Below are 17540 nucleotides of genomic sequence, written 5' to 3'. Positions count from 1 at the left end.
TACACTAGTGCTTATACTTCATTTACTGCAACGGTCAGGCCTAGAGGTCATATTCTGTTAGAATAGCGCGCATAATAAAAACAATATGCACGCATTTGGGAACCATGAAAGAATTTATTATTATCGGCGCAGGTCAATCTGGGCTGTCTATGGCTTACAACCTATCAAAAAATAACAAAGATTACCTGATTTTAGATGCCAACGAACATATTGGTGCACCTTGGCTAAAACGGTGGGATTCACTAAAGCTTTTCACCCCTGCTGAATACAACCACCTTCCAGGAATGCCTTTTCCATTCCCTAAAGGCTATTACCCGAATAAATATGAAGTTGCTGATTATCTAAAGAGCTATGTAGATAAATTTTCGATGCCGATTGAGTTCAATCAAAAAATTAGTTCCGTAAAAAAAGTGGATGGTATTTTTGAAATCAGCAGCGATAGCGCAAGTTATAAAGCTAAGCAGTTGATTATTGCCACAGGTCCGTTCCATACCCCTTATACCCCCGCTTGCCATGTTGATATTGCGCCAAATATTACCCAGCTTCACAGTGAGAATTATAAGAGCCCTGAGCAGTTACAAGATGGCGATTGCCTAGTGGTTGGAGCGGGTGATTCTGGGGTACAAATCTTATCGGAGATTGCCGAAACTGGGCGCAAAGTGCACTTTTCTGGGACTGATAAAATAGCCTCTATTCCACAATCGTTTTTGGGGAAAACCTTATGGTGGTGGTTTACCAAGATAGGCTTTTTATCGGTTTCTCGTTTTAGCAAAATAGGTAAGTGGCTAAGCACCGGTGTGCAGCCAGTAATTGGCACTGATGTGAAGTCCGTTTTGGCTAAAGACAATGTTATCCATATGGGTAGGACTTTATCCGCTGATGAAAGCAGCATCAAGTTTCAAAAAGGCAACGTGAGTAGCATCAAGAATGTCATCTGGGCGACAGGTTTTAAACCTAATTTCTTTTGGATTGAAGATATCTCTTTTGATGAAATGAACTACCCGAGTAACTATCGCGGCGTGAGTAATGACGTCGATGGCCTCTATTTCATTGGCTTGCCTTGGTTATATACCCGCGGCTCTGCAACCTTAGGCGGTGTTTGGAAAGATGCCAAATACTTGATGAGCCATATTTTGGAGCAGCGCTAAAGCGCTTAGCGTTAGAAGGGCTGCAGTTGTTTATGGTGTTTTCTGAGGTGTCAATAAGCAGGTAGATAGATAATCATGAGCTGATTTTTCATTCCATCAGCTCATGAGACATATTAACGGGGCAATGCTAGTTCATCTGGCAGTTAGTACCTGAAGCACTCACACATTGTCTAAATTGGACTAGGCATTGTCTAGCACCATTTTCCTGCATTAAGCAGTCGTCAAACTGATTCGCACATTGCTGACAGCTCATTGCATAAGCTGATGCGGCGATAGATAGCCCCAATCCAATTAAACCCACTTTTGCTATATTTTTAAATTTCATATCAAATCCTTTGAATGTGAATAGCCTATATTGGCACTGGTTAAGCTATGGCTAAATTATGTCCATCGCAATAGCCTAAAAGCATGACTTTAGCTGGGCTGACTTTCTTGGCCTTTTAGTTTGGCATTATATGACTCTACGATGGTGCGTAGCGGTAGAGATTTTATTTGCGAAATGAGTAAGCTGACAAGTTGAATCACCGCTACTGAGATAAACAGTGACCCCATAAAAAGGCTTTGTGTTTGTAATAAATATATTCCATAGCCACAAAAATAAGCGATTGTAATACTTAGGTAAGTATCTTTATCTGATAGCCGAAATCGGTTTAAGGCTATGTCCCATTTGATATGTGCGGAGTTAGTGAGTCCACCAAGCTTAACCTTAAGCTGGTCATTTTTTAATTCAGTTCTATAGCCATTCAACTGGATCTCTTTTTGTAAGTTTTCCACCGTACCAATATCCTTATTAATCTCGATGCTTCCTATCTTAATCTACACTCTACGTTAAATCGATTAGTGAATATAGTTAACTTGTTTTTACTTTAGCTAAATTCAATTCAGAGCCGTTTAGTGAATTGAATACATATGCTGTAGCACTCTATCAATCTATGCGTCAACGTGAGGAAAAGGTTTAGTTAGGAGGGATAACGCGTGCCGAGTAAACCCTATTACCGCGCGCAAGGTTTGTTTTTCAGCTGGATAAATGAGCCCGCTGTGAGGTTGCTACGTTTTAAAGGATTTAGCGAGGCTGCGTGGCATAGCTAAAAGGGGAAAGCGCTTTCCCCTTTTAGTGAGTGCAAGATGGATTCTTGCACTCTGCGATCATTGAGTAAACAAGTTTTCCATGCCGCTTAAGGCTGGGCTTTTTATTCTGGATCGTAATCCAAAACTGGCATTAACCAACGCTCAGTCTCTTCGATGCTCATGCCTTTACGCGCGGCGTAATCTTCTACTTGATCGCGACCAATATTGGTCACGCCAAAGTAGCGTGATTTAGGGTGAGCAAAGTACCAACCGGATACTGCTGCGGTTGGGAACATGGCATAGCTTTCGGTGATGTTTAGTCCGATAGTTTCATCTGGCTTTAATAAATCCCATAGCAGGCCTTTTTCGGTGTGATCCGGACATGCAGGGTAGCCAGGTGCTGGACGAATCCCTTTGTATTTTTCACGAATAAGCGCTTCGTTATCAAGAGCTTCATCACTCGCATAACCCCAGAACTCTTTACGTACGCGCTCATGCATCCGCTCGGCAAAAGCTTCGGCTAAACGATCGGCTAAACATTTGAGCATAATGGCGCTGTAGTCATCGTGATCCGCTTCAAAGCGTGCCACGTGTTCATCAATACCGTGGCCAGCAGTAACCGCAAAACCGCCCATGTAATCGGCAACGCCTGAGTCTTTTGGCGCTACAAAGTCCGCTAAACAGAAGTTATCGTTACCTACACGTTCTATCTGCATCCGTAGATGATGAGTGGTCATCTCAAGCTCGCTGCGAGTTTCATCGGTATACAGCTCAATATCATCGTGGTTAACTGTATTGGCTGGGAACAGTCCGATAACGCCTTTGGCTGTGAGCCATTTTTCATTGATGATTTTTTGCAGCATGGCTTTACCATCTGCAAACAGTTTACGCGCCTCAATACCGACCACTTCGTCCTCTAAAATACGTGGGAAATGACCATGTAACTCCCAGCTTCTAAAGAAGGGCGTCCAATCTATACGTTCAACTAAATCTTCCAATGGATAGTCATCAAAGACTTGTCGTCCAAGTTGATTCGGCACGAATGGCGTATAGTTTTCCCAGTCATGCTGACAACGGTTTTCACGGGCAGCTTCGATAGAGGTGATAATTTTGCGTTTGGTTTGCGACAGACGCTTTTCGCGCATTACATCATATTCTTGATAGGCTTCATCAATCGTTGCTTGGCGGGTATCGTTATTAATCAACTTCGACACCATAGGTACGGCGCGTGAAGCATCGGCGATATAGATAGCACCTTCAGGTGAGTGAGGCGCTATCTTGACGGCTGTATGGATTTTAGAACAGGTCGCGCCGCCAATAATCGATGGAATAGTTAAGCCCGCTTTATGGAAGCTTTTAACGTTATGTACCATCTCATCTAGACTTGGGGTGATTAGCCCTGACATGCCAATAATATCGACATTTTCAGCCTTGGCGACTTCAATGATCTTCTCAACTGGTACCATGACGCCTAAATCAATCACTTCATAGCCATTACAGGCGAGTACCACACCAACAATATTTTTACCTATATCGTGCACGTCACCTTTAACCGTCACCATCAAAATTTTGCCGTTGGACTGGCTGGCGACCTTTTCAAGTTCGATATAAGGGTTGAGGTAAGCAACGGCTTTTTTCATCACTCGTGCAGACTTGACCACTTGCGGCAAGAACATTTTGCCAGAGCCAAATAGATCGCCGACGATATTCATGCCATCCATTAACGGCCCTTCAATCACATCGAGTGGTCGACTGGCTTGTAGGCGTGCTTCTTCGGTATCTTCATCAATAAAGTCGGTAATACCTTTTACCAGTGCATGAGCTAAGCGTTCATTAACTGGCTTTGTACGCCACTCTAAATCTTCTTTCTTAGCAACTTGACTACCATCACCACGGAATTTTTCGGCGACTTCTAATAACAGCTCTGTGTTACTTGAGTCGCTAACGGTGCAAGGCAAGTTCTGCACAATGGCTTCGACCCGCTCTTTTAGCTCAGGGTCAATATCATCGTATATCGCTAGCTGTCCGGCGTTAACAATGCCCATGTCCATACCGGCTTGAATGGAGTGGTAAAGGAATACAGCATGAATCGCTTCACGTACCGGGTTATTACCGCGGAACGAGAACGACACGTTAGATACACCGCCAGAGATCATCGCGTGGGGCAAGGTACGTTTAATCTCGGCAGTGGCTTCAATAAAGTCGACCGCGTAGTTGTCGTGTTCCTCTATTCCGGTAGCAATGGCAAAAATATTTGGGTCAAAGATAATATCTTCTGGCGGGAAGCCCACTTTGTCGACCAGCACGTTATAAGCACGGGTACAGATTTCTACTTTACGCGCTTTAGTGTCGGCTTGGCCGACCTCATCGAATGCCATCACGATGGCGGCGGCGCCGTAGCGTTTCACGAGTGTGGCTTGCTCGATAAACTTCTCTTCGCCCTCTTTTAGGGAAATAGAGTTAACGATGCCTTTACCTTGAATACACTTCAGGCCTGCTTCAATCACCTCCCACTTTGAGGAGTCGATCATAATAGGCACTCGAGATATATCGGGTTCAGAAGCGATAAGATTGAGGAACTTATGCATGGTTACAGCGCCGTCGAGCATGCCTTCATCCATGTTGATATCGATGATCTGCGCGCCATTTTCGACTTGATCGCGGGCAACACTGAGCGCTTCTTCATATTCGCCGGTTTTAATCAGGCGTAAGAACTTAGCTGAGCCGGTGACGTTCGTACGTTCACCGACGTTTAAAAACAGTGAATTTTCATCAATCGTCAGCGGCTCAAGCCCTGATAGGCGGCAAGCTACTGGAATATCTGGCAGCTTTCGCGCAGGATGCTTAATAACGGCTTCGCGGATCGCACGAATATGAGCGGGCGTGGTACCACAACAGCCGCCAATTACGTTTAAAAAGCCTTCTTGCGCCCACTCTTCGATTACATCGCTCATCTGCTCAGGTGTTTCGTCATAACCACCAAACTCGTTGGGAAGACCAGCATTGGGATGCGCTGAAACAAAACACTCTGATATTTTGGACAGCTCCTCCACATATGGGCGTAGTTCTTTTGGCCCTAATGCACAGTTAAGCCCGATAGTTAGTGGTTTTACGTGACGCAGTGAGTTGTAGAACGCTTCTGTTGTTTGTCCTGTAAGTGTGCGACCAGAGGCGTCAGTAATCGTGCCTGAAATCATAATCGGTAAACGGAAACCTTGGGCGTCGTACACGGTTTCAATGGCAAATAGCGCAGCTTTTGCGTTGAGGGTATCAAAAATGGTTTCAACCATAATGATATCGGCACCACCGGCAATCAATGCATTGATTGATTCAATATAGGCTTCTACGAGTTCGTCAAAACTCACATTACGGAAACCAGGGTCGTTAACATCTGGGCTGATTGAACAAGTTCGGTTGGTCGGGCCTAGCACACCTGCAACATAACATTGCCGGCCAGTTTCTGCTTCAACTTCATTGGCAGCCTCACGTGCAAGGCGAGCGCCCTGTAAATTTATCTCCGCCGAATGTGCCTGCATATCGTAGTCAGCCATGGCGATGCGGGTAGCATTAAAGGTATTGGTTTCGATAATGTCGGAGCCAGCCAAAAAGTAATCTTTATGGATCTGCTTAATAGCTTCTGGCTGAGTGAGAACCAACATGTCGTTGTTGCCCTTTACATCACAATGCCAGTCTTTGAACTGTTCTCCGCGAAACTGTTGCTCTTCAAATTTGCGATCTTGGATCATGGTGCCCATTGCACCATCAAGCAGTAGGATCCCTTCCTCTAGCTTTTTAGTCAGAACAGCTAACACCTTGTCGGCAGTATCTTGGGTGTGCGGGACTGGGCTCAGGGTATGTGTTGCCATAAAAAATTCCTACCAAATACAGAGTCGCAAAATATAAAATGCAGTTACTTTGTCCATTCTTATCAACTAAAAGCTAGCATTACTAGCTTAAGTTAATTATGTTTGGACATTTATACGTATAGACGTCCATAATACGTGAGTCGTTAGCGAAAGTGCAACCCCTAAAACCTGATACTTTTTCACTTAGAATTTGTGACGATTTACTTTTAAGTAATTGATAAATATAGTTGGTTGGATTATTAAGTGCTGAATACTAAGATTGTTTTACTGCGTCATGGCGCCTGCGAAGGCGGTAATATTTTACGTGGACATACGGATGTTGTGCTGAGTTTGGCTGGAAAAGAGCAGCTAAATGTGGCGTTTTCGACACTTGAAAATAGTAAAACCTGTAATTTGGCTAAAAACAGCACGGCGGATCTGGTGGTGAGTTCACCATTATTGCGCTGCTCAGAGTCTGCTCAAGCTTTTGCCATGCAGCACAATATAGATTTTGTTGAACAGCCTGGCTTTATGGAGCTTAATTTCGGCGATTGGGATGGGCAGCTTTTCAGCGAGCTTTATCTGCAATTTGCTGAACAGCTAGATAGCTATTGGGCCAACCCATGGCAACATACGCCGCCAAATGGCGAAACAATGCAAGCTTTTGAATCTAGAGTTGATAAGGCTTGGGACGCCTTACTTGAGCAACATAAAGGCAAAGTCATTGTGCTGCTGACCCATGGCGGAGTGATTAGGCACTTAATGGCAAAATCACTGGGGCTAAAACAGTGCTCAGGGATCTACAGCGCACTTAAATTGCCCTATGCCGCTACTGTGGTTATCGATGCGTTAGATGATGGCAACCAGCGTTATTTAACCCTTAATTGGGGGCTGGAGTAGCGAGTAATTGATCAAGTGCAATGCCTTATTGGCTTTGCATGATAAACTGTCGGATTATTACCTCAAAAATGAGGTAAACCACACAAACTAAATTTGAGTTAGGTGCCTAATCGCACAAATTGGGAACCGGTGGCCGAAAACGGCCAATGAGTCCGGACTGTACCCGCAACTGTATGGGGCGATAATGTTTTCGCCTCAAGTCAGATACCAGCCTAACTTAACCATATTGAATAACTTGAGCGGGCGTCTCAAGGGAGTTTATTAGCACATGCTTTGCAGTTTATTGAATGTCTAGTCAGGCATCAGAAACAGTACTTACTGTTCGCGGCTTAGGCTGGAAATTAAATGGCCAGTCCATATTATCAGATATTGAATTTAGTTTAGCTAAAGGCCAGATGCTGGGGATTATTGGTCCCAATGGCGCGGGTAAATCCAGCTTACTGCGCTGTCTCTATCGTTTTATCAAACCTACAAGCGGTGAAATTCATTTATTTGGTCAACCGATCTCTGTGCTATCGGCAAAGGCGTTTGCTCAGCAGATTGCTGTTGTACTGCAAGATACACCGCATCATTTTGAGATGACCACTTCTCAGCTTGTTAATCTTGGTTTGACGCCCCATAAAAGTGCTTTTGAATTCACCAATGCTGATGATCGAGACGTTGTCGCTCAGGCTTTAATTAAAGTGGGCTTGGCAGATAAAGCTAACCAAGCTTATGAAAGCTTATCTGGTGGCGAGAAACAGCGAGCGCTGATCGCTCGGGCAATTGTTCAACGACCACAGCTTTTGATTTTAGATGAGCCTACAAATCATCTTGATATCCGCTATCAGATCCAAACGTTAGAGTTACTGCACACCCTTAACATTACGGTTATCACCTCTATTCATGATCTCAATCTCGCCAGTGCCTTGTGCGATGAGCTATTGCTGCTTGATAACGGGCGCTGTTTGGCAAAAGGCACGCCCAAAACCGTGTTAACGGAGCAACGTATCGGCGAAGTGTTTGATGTCTGTTGTGAAGTGAAACCTCACCCGCAACACGGTAACCCGCTTATTAGCTATTTCTACGGTTATGAACCGGGCAGTAAATCGCATCATGGATTAGATGCTGGGGGCAACAATGTCTAATTCATTGTCTGCTATTGCTCAGACTAAATGGCAGCAGTCCTACCAATTACTATTAATAATCTCGCTATTGCTAATAGCGGTTGTCACGCCATTTGCCGCAACCAGTTATGGTGCGGCGAGTATCTCAGCTAATGATGTGTTACAGGTATTTAGCCACAAAATTCTCGGCCTAGGTGAAAATCAAGGTGTGACTGAACGTATTATTTGGGAGCTAAGATTACCGCGAGTCATACTCGCGTTTATTGCCGGAGCTGGCCTGTCGATTGCGGGCAGCGTACTGCAAACTGTGACGCGTAATCCGTTGGCGGACCCTTATCTATTTGGGATCTCTTCTGGTGCGTCTTTTGGCGCTGTGGTGGTTTTGACCTTATTTAGTCAAAGTATATTGTGGCTAAGCTTACCTCTTGGTGCATTTATTGGTGCCAGTTTGTCGGTATTAATGGTGCTTGGGCTATGTGGTCGTAATTTGTCGACCCAGGTGGAGCGGATGCTGTTATCTGGTGTCGCTATTTCATTTATGTTCGGCGCCATGGCAAGTTTACTGCTGTATTTTTCCAGCCCTCAAGCAGCCGCTTCAGTGCTTTTTTGGAGCTTAGGTAGCTTTGCGAAAGCCAGTTGGACAGGGTTAATTCTACCCGCGATTATTGTGTCGATTTGTACGCTCGTTATTCTGCTATTTAAGAGGCAGATCATAGCGATGCGAGCCGGCGATGAGACCGCGCACACTTTAGGGATAAACGTTGGACGTTTGCGTTTATCTATGTTGTTACTGTGCTCTCTTATCACGGCGATATTAGTCGCAAATTGTGGTGGCATAGGTTTTATCGGTTTAATGGTGCCTCACACGGTGCGTTTACTTTTTCCTGGTCGCTACCCGTTGCTGTTAACTGCAGCGATAGGCGGGCTATTTATGGTTTGGGTGGATGTATTGGCGCGTACGTTATTGAGCTATCAAGAGTTACCCGTTGGGATTATCACCGCGGTGATGGGAAGTATATTTTTCCTGTTTATTTTAGGCAGCCGCAGTGCAAAACGCACTTAACGAGGTTGCGGTTTAATTTATCCCTTTTGGGATGTTGGGAGCAAAAGGTTAGATGTTTAATATAAAGCCATTGGGTTCAGAGTTTGATGAAGCAATTCAACAGAAAATTGATACAAAAACTAAACCACTAGGCGCGCTTGGCGATCTAGAAGGACTCGCGCTGCAAATTGCAAAAGTTTTAGGTAAAGACAACCCACAAATCAATAATCCAAAAATGATGGTCTTTGCCGCTGATCATGGTATTGCGGATTCTGGTGTATCAATAGCGCCGAGTGAAGTTACAGCGCAAATGGTCAGGAATTTCATGGCGGGCGGGGCGGCAATAAACGTATTTACCCGCCAAGTTGGCTTAGAACTTGAAGTGATAGATTGTGGTGTTTTACAGCCCTTTGAAAGTGAGAGTGGTGTTATTGATCAGCGTTTAGGCGCTGGCACTGGCCCCATTCATAAACGTGCTGCGATGACACTTGGAGCGGTAAAGCAAGGTTTCGAGATGGCGGCAGCTCGCATTCAGCAACATCACCAAAATGGCTGCAACCTGATAGCCCTCGGTGAAATGGGGATAGGCAATACCTCTTCTGCTGCAGCGATTATGTCGGTGTTAACTGGGATCCCTGCAACCGATTGTGTTGGCCGCGGCACGGGAATCGATGCTGCCACATTTAAGCGTAAACAGATGTTGGTAGAGCAAGCTATATTGTTGCACCACAGTGAGCTTGATGATCCTATGCAGATTTTAGCTTGCATTGGTGGCTTTGAAATTGTGCAGATGACAGGGGCTATTCTCGCTGCCGCTGAGCGCGGCATGTTAGTGGTCATTGATGGTTTTATTGCATCGGCTGCAGCGCTAGTGGCGATAAGTATTAATGTCGATTGCCGTGACTATATGATTTTCTCTCATCTGTCAGATGAGAAAGGGCATTACTTAATGCTTGAATTTATGCAAGCCAAACCCTTACTGAATCTGGGCTTGAAACTCGGTGAAGGCACGGGCGCAGCCCTAGCATTTCCGTTAATTCAAGCTGCGGTCAATTTTTACAACGAGATGGCAAGCTTTGAAGACGCAGGGATAGAGATCTAATGGCACCTTGGCGGCAACAGCTCAATCTGTTTTTTATCGCAATGGGGTTCTTTACACGGATCCCAATGCCCAAATGGATTGAAGTCGATGCTGATAAGCTGAATCAGGCCAGCCGCTATTTTGGTTTGGTGGGCACGCTTATTGGCGTGCTCAGCGCTTTAGTTTATAGCTTAATGCTTCCTTGGGTGTCGCCAAGTATTGCGATTATCTTTGCCATGATTGCTAGCGTGTTATTAACTGGCGGATTTCATGAAGATGGTTTGGCTGATACTGCTGACGGTTTAGGTGGTGGTTGGACGGTTGAAGCTAAGCTTAGCATCATGAAAGACTCTCGCCTCGGCAGTTATGGCGCGTTAGCGTTGCTGTTGTGTTTATTGCTCAAATGGCAACTGCTCAGTGAGTTGGCGCTTTTTGATCCCAGTAGCGTTAGTCTCGCACTAATTGTTGGCCATACCTTAAGCCGTGTAGTTGCATCGAGCCTTATCTTTTCTGAGCAGTATGTTTCCGATGATGCCAGCAGTAAAAGTAAGCCGCTGGCAATGCAGCAAAGTATTAACGAACTGTCGATTTTACTGGCTACAGCGGTAATTTCGTTATTGCTAATATCATTTGTGCAAGCTTTAGTGCTTATCTCGGGTCTATTGATTGTACGGATTGCATTAGCGCGGTGGTTTAACAAACAAATTGGCGGCTACACCGGTGATACGCTTGGGGCGACTCAGCAAATTGCCGAAGTCGTTTGTTACTTGTTACTACTCATTGTAGGAGCGTCTTGGTGATCCATTTAGTACTTGGTGGCGCGCGCAGTGGTAAGAGTAGTTTTGCTGAATCACAAGTGATGCAACGTGTGTCTGATAATAAAAACAAAAAAGGAAGCCGTCAGTTAGAGTGTCTTTACTTTGCGACTGCAGAGGCATTAGACACTGAGATGGCAGCACGTATCGTACAGCATCAATCTAAACGGCAAAAAGAAGCCATTGATTGGTGCACAATTGAATCTCCACTCGCTCTGTCCGCTGCATTAAAGCGTAATGTGCAGCAAAGCAGCCTAGTACTGGTTGATTGCTTAACCTTGTGGTTAACCAACCATTTGCTGCAAGCAACAGATAATTGGCAAGTTACAAAAGCCGAGTTTTTACAGACCATCGCCGAGTTACCTGGCGAGATCATTTTGGTCAGTAATGAAGTCGGCTGCGGTGTTGTACCAATGGGAGAGATCAGTCGCCGCTTTGTGGATGAAGCAGGTTGGCTACATCAAGATATAGCTGCAATTGCTGACAGAGTGACTTTGGTTACAGCGGGCTTACCTTTGAGACTTAAAGGTTAGGAGAATCGTTTTGTCGACTTTAGAAAGCAAAAACAAAAATCATAGAAAGCCCGCTAAGGTGTTGATGGTACAAGGTACAACCTCGGATGCTGGTAAAAGTACCTTGGTTGCTGGTTTGTGCCGCTTGTTTGTTCGCCAAGGTTATAAAGTCGCTCCTTTTAAACCGCAGAACATGGCGCTTAATAGCGCGGTCACTATTGATGGTGGCGAAATTGGTCGCGCCCAAGCTTTGCAAGCCGTGGCTTGTTATCTTGAACCGCAAATCGACTTTAACCCCATTTTATTAAAGCCTAGTTCAGATACTGGCTCGCAAGTTATCGTCCACGGTAAAGCGTTGATGAAAATGGAAGCTGAAGATTACTTTGGTAAAAATGCTCAAGGTTATCGCGTTAAAGCGATGGCTGCAGTTAAAGAGTCATTCAAGCGTTTGAGCGATGAATATCAAATGCTGTTTGTTGAAGGTGCTGGTAGCCCTGCAGAGGTCAACCTGCGAGAGGGAGATATTGCCAACATGGGCTTTGCTGAAGAGGTCGACTGCCCCGTTATCATTATTGCTGATATCGACAAAGGCGGTGTCTTCGCGCACTTAGTCGGTACGTTGGCACTATTAAGCGAGTCAGAACAAGCACGAGTAAAGGGCTTTGTGATTAACCGTTTTCGCGGCGATATCAGCTTACTGCAGTCAGGTTTAGACTGGTTAGAATCCTATACCCAAAAGCCAGTATTAGCGGTATTGCCCTATCTACATGACCTGCATTTGGATGCTGAAGATGCCCTGATCGCTGCGCCAGATAAATCGACTAACACTAAACTTAAGGTGCTGGTGTTGGTATTACCTCGTATTAGTAACCATACAGACTTTGACCCACTAAGGCTCAATCCTCAAATCGAATTTGATTATGTGTCATTGCAAACTCAATCCCAGAAGCATGCGCAAGGCACAGGCCAACAGAGTCATTCTAGTTTGCCGCCAGCGGATTTGATTATTATCCCTGGTAGTAAAAATGTTCGCGCCGATCTGGATTTTATTCGTGAGCAAGGCTGGGATAAAGAGATCGAAAAGCATCTGCGCTATGGCGGTAAGGTACTTGGGATCTGCGGCGGTTATCAAATGCTTGGGCACCTGATTGATGATCCCGAAGGTATTGAAGATAACGCCGGAAGCAGTGAAGGCTTAGGTTTATTGCCTGTGGTCACGGAACTTACCAGCGACAAGGTGTTGTTGCAAGTCGAGGGCGTACTGTCGCTGCTAGGGAAACAAACTGAGGTTAAAGGTTATGAAATTCATTGTGGCCGCTCTAACTCGCTGATGAAATTGGAACAGCCATTAACCCTAACACGACGCACCAAAGAGAACCTGCAAAATGAGTCTACAGCGGTAAAGCGTTGGCAGAGTGAAGGTATGTTATCTGCTGATAATCAAATTTTTGGTACTTACATGCATGGCCTATTTGACTCACCGCAGGCCTGCCAATTGTTGCTGCAATGGGCGGGAATGCAAGATGCTAATAGTATTGATGTCGACCAAATTCGAGAGCAACAGTTGGACCGCTTAGCTGACGTGCTTGAGCTGCACTTAGATGTCGACACGTTAACTGATATATGGAAAAAATCGATTTAAATGATGTGCGAATATAAATGCACAAATAACCCTACGCACAAGGATATGTAATGAGTGATTCAAAGCAAGCTGACAATGGCGAGAGCAAATCAGCAGAAGCAGTAAAAGCTGAGCGCCATAAAGCGCGCCAACAACGAGTCAAAGAAGGCGTTGATGCCAAGATTGCCAGAGCAACAGAAGAGAAAGGTATTCTTCTTGTGTTAACAGGTAATGGTAAAGGTAAGTCTACATCGGGTTTTGGTACTGTAGCACGCGCTGTTGGTCATGGTAAAAAAGCTGCTGTAGTGCAGTTTATTAAAGGCAACTGGGAGTGTGGTGAGCGCACGCTACTTGAAGGCGCTGGAGTCGATTTTCATGTCATGGGTACAGGATTTACTTGGGAAACCCAAGACCGCGAAAAAGATACTGCAGCAGCAGTAAAAGCTTGGGATGCTGCCGAGAAGCTACTGCAAGATGAGAGCTTAGATTTGGTCATGTTAGACGAGCTAACTTACATGGTGAGCTACCATTACCTAGATGTGGAGCGTGTGATTAAGGCGTTAGAAAACCGTCCTAAGATGCAGCATGTGATTGTAACTGGGCGAGCGTGTCATCGAGCGATTGTCGAAATAGCCGATACTGTGAGTGAAGTGCAGCCGATAAAGCATGCGTTTGAGGCTGGTATAAAAGCCCAGCCCGGCTTCGACTACTAAATTTCTTCCTGTCGCTGAAAGCATACATTGACATAAGATAACCATAGTCTGACAAATTTAAAGCATAGTTTGACATAAAATGATGTTTTGTATTTTAACTACATAATTCAACTTCATATAAATCAATTGTTTAGGCTTTAAATTAAAGCATACCCTGACAAATTTGACAAAATATCGAGCAACTGTACACTAAGTGTACTTAAGTTGCTCGAGTTTTGCGCATGTATATTCGAAATTTACGTAAGCCTTCGCCCAATAAAAACGTCTTTAAATTCGCGAGTGCAAAAGTGAGCGAAACGATAATGTGTGAGAGCACATTGGAGTTCGATGCATGTTTCCACCATGAATATAATGAGACAATCGAGACTTTTGGCAGCCAACCCAAAGGGTTTTATTACTGTTTTGAGGGTAAAAGATTACCTTATACGCCGGACGCGTTACTTCACTACATTGATGGGACGACAAAGTTTCATGAATATAAACCTTATAGCAAGACATTCGACCCTATTTTTAAAGCAAAGTTTGTCGCTAAGAAAGAGGCTGCTCAGGCACTCGGCACTGAGCTTATACTTGTTACAGATAAGCAAATTCGTGTAAACCCAATCTTAAATAATCTCAAATTATTGCACCGATATTCTGGCATCTATGTTGTGAGTGATATTCAGCGTGAATTGCTACAGTTGATTCAAAATTCAGGAAAAATCCAGCTGGATGATGTTGCCGATGAATATGCGCTTTCAGTCGGTGAAACTCGCTCGTTTCTCTATTCGCTAATAAATAAAGGCTTATTAGAGGCTGATCTAAGTCAAGATGACCTAACTTGCAATCCATCTGTTTGGTGTCATGCATAATGGACTTTGAAGATGAATTCACAGAGTCTACGTCTGCCAAAAAGCCTGATGCTCCAGCTCAATACGTCAAGTTAGAAGATTCAGTGTTAGTTAAGCGTGATCTTGATACTTTCCCTGACTTCCTTAAAGAAAAAGCGCTCGATAAATACAAACTAATTAGTTTTATCGAGCAGGAAAACTCAGGTGGCTGGACGCAAAACAAACTAAACCCAATCCTCGATAAGTTGTTTGTCGATAATGTAGATAAACGTCCCAACTGGCGAACGGTAGTTCGTTGGCGTAAGAGTTATATCGATAGTAATGGTGATTTAGCTTCTTTGGTTGTTAAGCGCCATAAAATGGGCAACCGAAAGAAACGAGTGGAAGGCGACGAGGTATTTTTTGAGCGAGCATTATCTCGTTTTCTAGATGCCAAAAGACCGAAAGTGACAACTGCCTACCAGTACTATAAAGATGCCATCACCATTGAGAATGAAACAATTGTCGATGGGAAGATACCTATTATTTCCTATACAGCCTTCAATCAGAGAATAAAGTCACTACCACCTTACCCAATAGCTGTCGCTAGGCATGGTAAGTTCAAAGCTGATCAATGGTTCGCCTATTGCTCTTCTCATATACCGCCCACTCGGATTTTAGAGCGAGTTGAAATAGATCATACGCCACTCGATTTAATTCTTCTCGACGATGAATTACTTATTCCCCTCGGAAGGCCTTACCTGACTTTAATCGTTGACGTCTTTAGTAATTGTGTTTTAGGTTTTCATTTGAGCTATAAAGCTCCATCTTATGTTTCAGCGGCTAAAGCAATTGTGCATGCCATAAAGCCTAAAACGCTGGGTAATATCGGAATAGAGCTTCAAAACGATTGGCCTTGTTATGGAAAATTTGAAACCTTGGTTGTTGATAATGGAGCTGAGTTTTGGTCAAAGAGTTTAGACCATGCTTGTAAAGAGGCTGGCATAAATATTCAATATAACCCGGTTCGTAAGCCATGGTTAAAGCCGTTTGTTGAGCGTTTCTTTGGCATGATTAACCAATATTTTTTAACTGAACTACCTGGGAAAACGTTCTCAAATATTCTAGAAAAAGAGGACTACAAACCTGAAAAAGACGCCATTATGCGTTTTTCAGTATTTGTCGAGGAGTTTCATCGTTGGATTGTTGATATTTACCATCAAGATTCAGACTCTCGTGACACGCGTATTCCAATAAAGCAGTGGCAGCATGGTTTCGATATATATCCACCGTTACAGATGGAAGTGGAAGATGAAGAGCGTTTCAATGTGCTGATGGGGATCACTGATGAAAGAACGTTAACTCGAAATGGTTTTAAATATGAAGAGTTGATGTATGACTCAACGGCATTGGCTGATTATCGTAAGCACTATCCGCAAACTAAAGACTCTATAAAAAAACTGATTAAGATAGACCCTGATGATCTCTCCAGTATCCATGTTTACCTAGAGGAGTTAGGGGGCTACCTCAAAGTACCTTGTACTGATACTACTGGGTATGCCAATGGTTTGAGCCTTCACGAACATAAAGTAATTAAGAAAATTAATCGTGAAACAATACGCGAGAGTAAGAACAATCTAGGTTTAGCTAAAGCCCGAATGGCAATCCATGCTCGAGTACAGCAAGAGCAAGAACTCTTTAATGAATCTAAAATTAAAGCCAAGCTCTCTGGAGTTAAGAAGAAAGCTCAATTAGCTGATATTAGCTCAACAGGTAAATCCACAATAGCCCTCCCAGAAAGTGAACCGCAGAAGTCAATTAGCTGCAATCAAGTAGAGGCAGAAATGGAAGATGATGATTGGGATATGGATTTGGAAGGATATTGATGACTAGATTGACGCTTCAACAGGACACTGCACTTAAAGAGTTTGGGCTTTGCTTTATTGAATTACCAATAGTGTCAGAAACTTTTGAAGATTTTGATGATCTAAGATTCAATAGAGATTATCAATCAGATCCTCAATGTATGATGCTTACTGGTGAAACAGGGTCAGGTAAAACACGTTTGATCCAAGAGTATCGGCGAAGGGTGAATGCTAATAGTAGCTTTAGGCATTCAGATGTTCCTGTGCTCATTACAAATATTTCGAGTAATAAGGGGTTAGAAAATACTTTAGTACAAATATTGTCAGATTTAGATACTTTTGGATGTCACCAAAAAAAACGTGGGATGAAAACCGACTTGACCAAAAAAGTGGTGCGAAATTTAACAGCAGCTAATGTTGAATTACTTATCATTAATGAATTTCATGATTTAATTAAGTTTAAAAGTTACCAAGAGATCCAGATAATTACGAGTGCACTAAAATTTATTAGTGAAGAAGCAAATATACCGATTGTATTAGTAGGAATGCCTTGGATGAAAGATATAATTAATGATTCTGAATGGGGGTCTAGACTTCGGCGTAGGAAGCACTTGGAATATTTTAGTTATATACGTAAAGAAGATCGTGAACACTTTAGATTGCTTTTGGTTGGCTTTTCAAAAAGAATGTCATTTGATACGCGTCCGGTTTTGCATAGCAAAGAATTAACTCGTGCACTCTTTGCTGTTTGTCGAGGGGAGTTTAGGCAACTCATGGTTTTTCTATATGAAGCTTGTAAAATGGCGCTTCTGAATGAAGAACCTACTATAAGTAGAAAAATACTTGCTGAAACTTTTGAGAAACTAGGTTGTGAACACTTAAGTTCAAACCCATTTACTATAAAGTTTAAGGAAATTCCTATTCCAGTGCTATCAATCCCTTCAAGGTATAACCCAAATGCTCTAGAAGAGAAAGATGAAATTATTGATAGGGTGTTTGAATACATTTATTAATG

Annotated in this window: 15 protein-coding genes and 1 riboswitch; of the genes, 12 read left to right on the top strand and 3 right to left on the bottom strand. The window is 43.6% G+C overall.

Annotated elements, in window-relative coordinates; genetic code table 11:
• The first annotated feature begins 104 nt into the window (after nucleotides 1-104).
• The gene (locus tag L2730_RS03535) at nucleotides 105-1148 is read left to right on the top strand and encodes a flavin-containing monooxygenase (protein ID WP_248973334.1); all 1044 of its coding nucleotides are present in this window, start codon (nucleotides 105-107) and stop codon (nucleotides 1146-1148) included.
• A gap of 127 nt (nucleotides 1149-1275) precedes the next feature.
• Here the strand turns inward: L2730_RS03535 and L2730_RS03530 are convergent, their stop codons facing one another.
• From L2730_RS03530 to metH, 3 genes are all read right to left on the bottom strand, one after another.
• On the bottom strand, nucleotides 1276-1473 hold the full coding sequence (locus L2730_RS03530) for a hypothetical protein (protein ID WP_220740119.1): 198 nt from the start codon (nucleotides 1471-1473) through the stop codon (nucleotides 1276-1278).
• 89 nt (nucleotides 1474-1562) lie between these two features.
• A complete protein-coding gene (locus L2730_RS03525; protein WP_248973333.1) occupies nucleotides 1563-1922 on the bottom strand; it encodes a hypothetical protein in 360 nt (119 codons plus the stop codon).
• A 416-nt stretch (nucleotides 1923-2338) separates the two neighbouring features.
• The gene (gene metH, locus L2730_RS03520) at nucleotides 2339-6082 is read right to left on the bottom strand and encodes a methionine synthase (protein WP_248973332.1); all 3744 of its coding nucleotides are present in this window, start codon (nucleotides 6080-6082) and stop codon (nucleotides 2339-2341) included.
• 243 nt (nucleotides 6083-6325) lie between these two features.
• Here metH and L2730_RS03515 point away from each other — a divergent pair, with 243 nt between their 5' ends.
• From L2730_RS03515 to L2730_RS03465, 11 genes are all read left to right on the top strand, one after another.
• Nucleotides 6326-6961, top strand: a complete 636-nt coding sequence (locus tag L2730_RS03515; RefSeq protein WP_248973331.1) for a histidine phosphatase family protein — start codon at nucleotides 6326-6328, stop codon at nucleotides 6959-6961.
• Nucleotides 6962-7044: 83 nt separating this feature from the next.
• A riboswitch (cobalamin riboswitch) is annotated at nucleotides 7045-7191 on the top strand.
• Nucleotides 7192-7248: 57 nt separating this feature from the next.
• Nucleotides 7249-8088 carry an ABC transporter ATP-binding protein gene (locus tag L2730_RS03510; protein WP_248973330.1) on the top strand — a complete coding sequence of 280 codons (840 nt, stop codon included), beginning with the start codon at nucleotides 7249-7251 and terminating at the stop codon, nucleotides 8086-8088.
• Nucleotides 8081-9130, top strand: coding sequence for a FecCD family ABC transporter permease (locus L2730_RS03505; RefSeq protein WP_248973329.1), 1050 nt, complete (start codon nucleotides 8081-8083; stop codon nucleotides 9128-9130). The genes L2730_RS03510 and L2730_RS03505 overlap by 8 nt, the downstream gene beginning before the upstream one ends.
• A 52-nt stretch (nucleotides 9131-9182) precedes the next feature.
• Nucleotides 9183-10211 (top strand): nicotinate-nucleotide--dimethylbenzimidazole phosphoribosyltransferase, encoded by a 1029-nt coding sequence (gene cobT / locus L2730_RS03500; protein WP_248973328.1) that lies wholly within the window; start codon nucleotides 9183-9185, stop codon nucleotides 10209-10211.
• Nucleotides 10211-10990, top strand: coding sequence for an adenosylcobinamide-GDP ribazoletransferase (locus L2730_RS03495; protein ID WP_248973327.1), 780 nt, complete (start codon nucleotides 10211-10213; stop codon nucleotides 10988-10990). The genes cobT and L2730_RS03495 overlap by 1 nt, the downstream gene beginning before the upstream one ends.
• Nucleotides 10987-11538, top strand: a complete 552-nt coding sequence (gene cobU / locus L2730_RS03490; protein WP_248973326.1) for a bifunctional adenosylcobinamide kinase/adenosylcobinamide-phosphate guanylyltransferase — start codon at nucleotides 10987-10989, stop codon at nucleotides 11536-11538. Before L2730_RS03495 ends, cobU begins: the two co-directional genes overlap by 4 nt.
• Nucleotides 11539-11602: 64 nt before the next feature.
• Nucleotides 11603-13159, top strand: coding sequence for a cobyric acid synthase (locus L2730_RS03485; RefSeq protein ID WP_248973591.1), 1557 nt, complete (start codon nucleotides 11603-11605; stop codon nucleotides 13157-13159).
• Nucleotides 13160-13209: 50 nt separating this feature from the next.
• Complete coding sequence (gene cobO, locus L2730_RS03480) at nucleotides 13210-13851, top strand: cob(I)yrinic acid a,c-diamide adenosyltransferase (protein ID WP_248973325.1); 642 nt, start codon at nucleotides 13210-13212, stop codon at nucleotides 13849-13851.
• A 221-nt stretch (nucleotides 13852-14072) separates the two neighbouring features.
• A complete protein-coding gene (locus L2730_RS03475; protein WP_248973324.1) occupies nucleotides 14073-14702 on the top strand; it encodes a TnsA endonuclease N-terminal domain-containing protein in 630 nt (209 codons plus the stop codon).
• The gene (locus tag L2730_RS03470; RefSeq protein ID WP_248973323.1) at nucleotides 14702-16546 is read left to right on the top strand and encodes a transposase family protein; all 1845 of its coding nucleotides are present in this window, start codon (nucleotides 14702-14704) and stop codon (nucleotides 16544-16546) included. The genes L2730_RS03475 and L2730_RS03470 overlap by 1 nt, the downstream gene beginning before the upstream one ends.
• The gene (locus L2730_RS03465) at nucleotides 16546-17538 is read left to right on the top strand and encodes a TniB family NTP-binding protein (RefSeq protein ID WP_248973322.1); all 993 of its coding nucleotides are present in this window, start codon (nucleotides 16546-16548) and stop codon (nucleotides 17536-17538) included. Before L2730_RS03470 ends, L2730_RS03465 begins: the two co-directional genes overlap by 1 nt.
• Nucleotides 17539-17540: the final 2 nt, after the last annotated feature.

The organism is Shewanella kaireitica, from assembly GCF_023284045.1.
GTDB lineage: Bacteria > Pseudomonadota > Gammaproteobacteria > Enterobacterales > Shewanellaceae > Shewanella > Shewanella kaireitica.
The sequence above is the reverse complement of the archived record's forward strand: the minus strand, read 5'-3'. Positions and strand labels throughout refer to the sequence as shown.

Bases quoted from the DNA above. Each gene is read 5' to 3' on its own strand.
- cobT (WP_248973328.1), top strand. From the start codon at position 9,183: ATGTTTAATATAAAGCCATTGGGTTCAGAGTTTGATGAAGCAATTCAA.
- L2730_RS03505 (WP_248973329.1), top strand. From the start codon at position 8,081: ATGTCTAATTCATTGTCTGCTATTGCTCAGACTAAATGGCAGCAGTCC.
- L2730_RS03495 (WP_248973327.1), top strand. From the start codon at position 10,211: ATGGCACCTTGGCGGCAACAGCTCAATCTGTTTTTTATCGCAATGGGG.
- L2730_RS03535 (WP_248973334.1), top strand. From the start codon at position 105: ATGAAAGAATTTATTATTATCGGCGCAGGTCAATCTGGGCTGTCTATG.
- L2730_RS03475 (WP_248973324.1), top strand. From the start codon at position 14,073: ATGTATATTCGAAATTTACGTAAGCCTTCGCCCAATAAAAACGTCTTT.
- cobO (WP_248973325.1), top strand. From the start codon at position 13,210: ATGAGTGATTCAAAGCAAGCTGACAATGGCGAGAGCAAATCAGCAGAA.
- L2730_RS03470 (WP_248973323.1), top strand. From the start codon at position 14,702: ATGGACTTTGAAGATGAATTCACAGAGTCTACGTCTGCCAAAAAGCCT.
- L2730_RS03465 (WP_248973322.1), top strand. From the start codon at position 16,546: ATGACTAGATTGACGCTTCAACAGGACACTGCACTTAAAGAGTTTGGG.
- L2730_RS03510 (WP_248973330.1), top strand. From the start codon at position 7,249: ATGTCTAGTCAGGCATCAGAAACAGTACTTACTGTTCGCGGCTTAGGC.
- metH (WP_248973332.1), bottom strand. From the start codon at position 6,082: ATGGCAACACATACCCTGAGCCCAGTCCCGCACACCCAAGATACTGCC.
- L2730_RS03530 (WP_220740119.1), bottom strand. From the start codon at position 1,473: ATGAAATTTAAAAATATAGCAAAAGTGGGTTTAATTGGATTGGGGCTA.
- L2730_RS03485 (WP_248973591.1), top strand. From the start codon at position 11,603: ATGGTACAAGGTACAACCTCGGATGCTGGTAAAAGTACCTTGGTTGCT.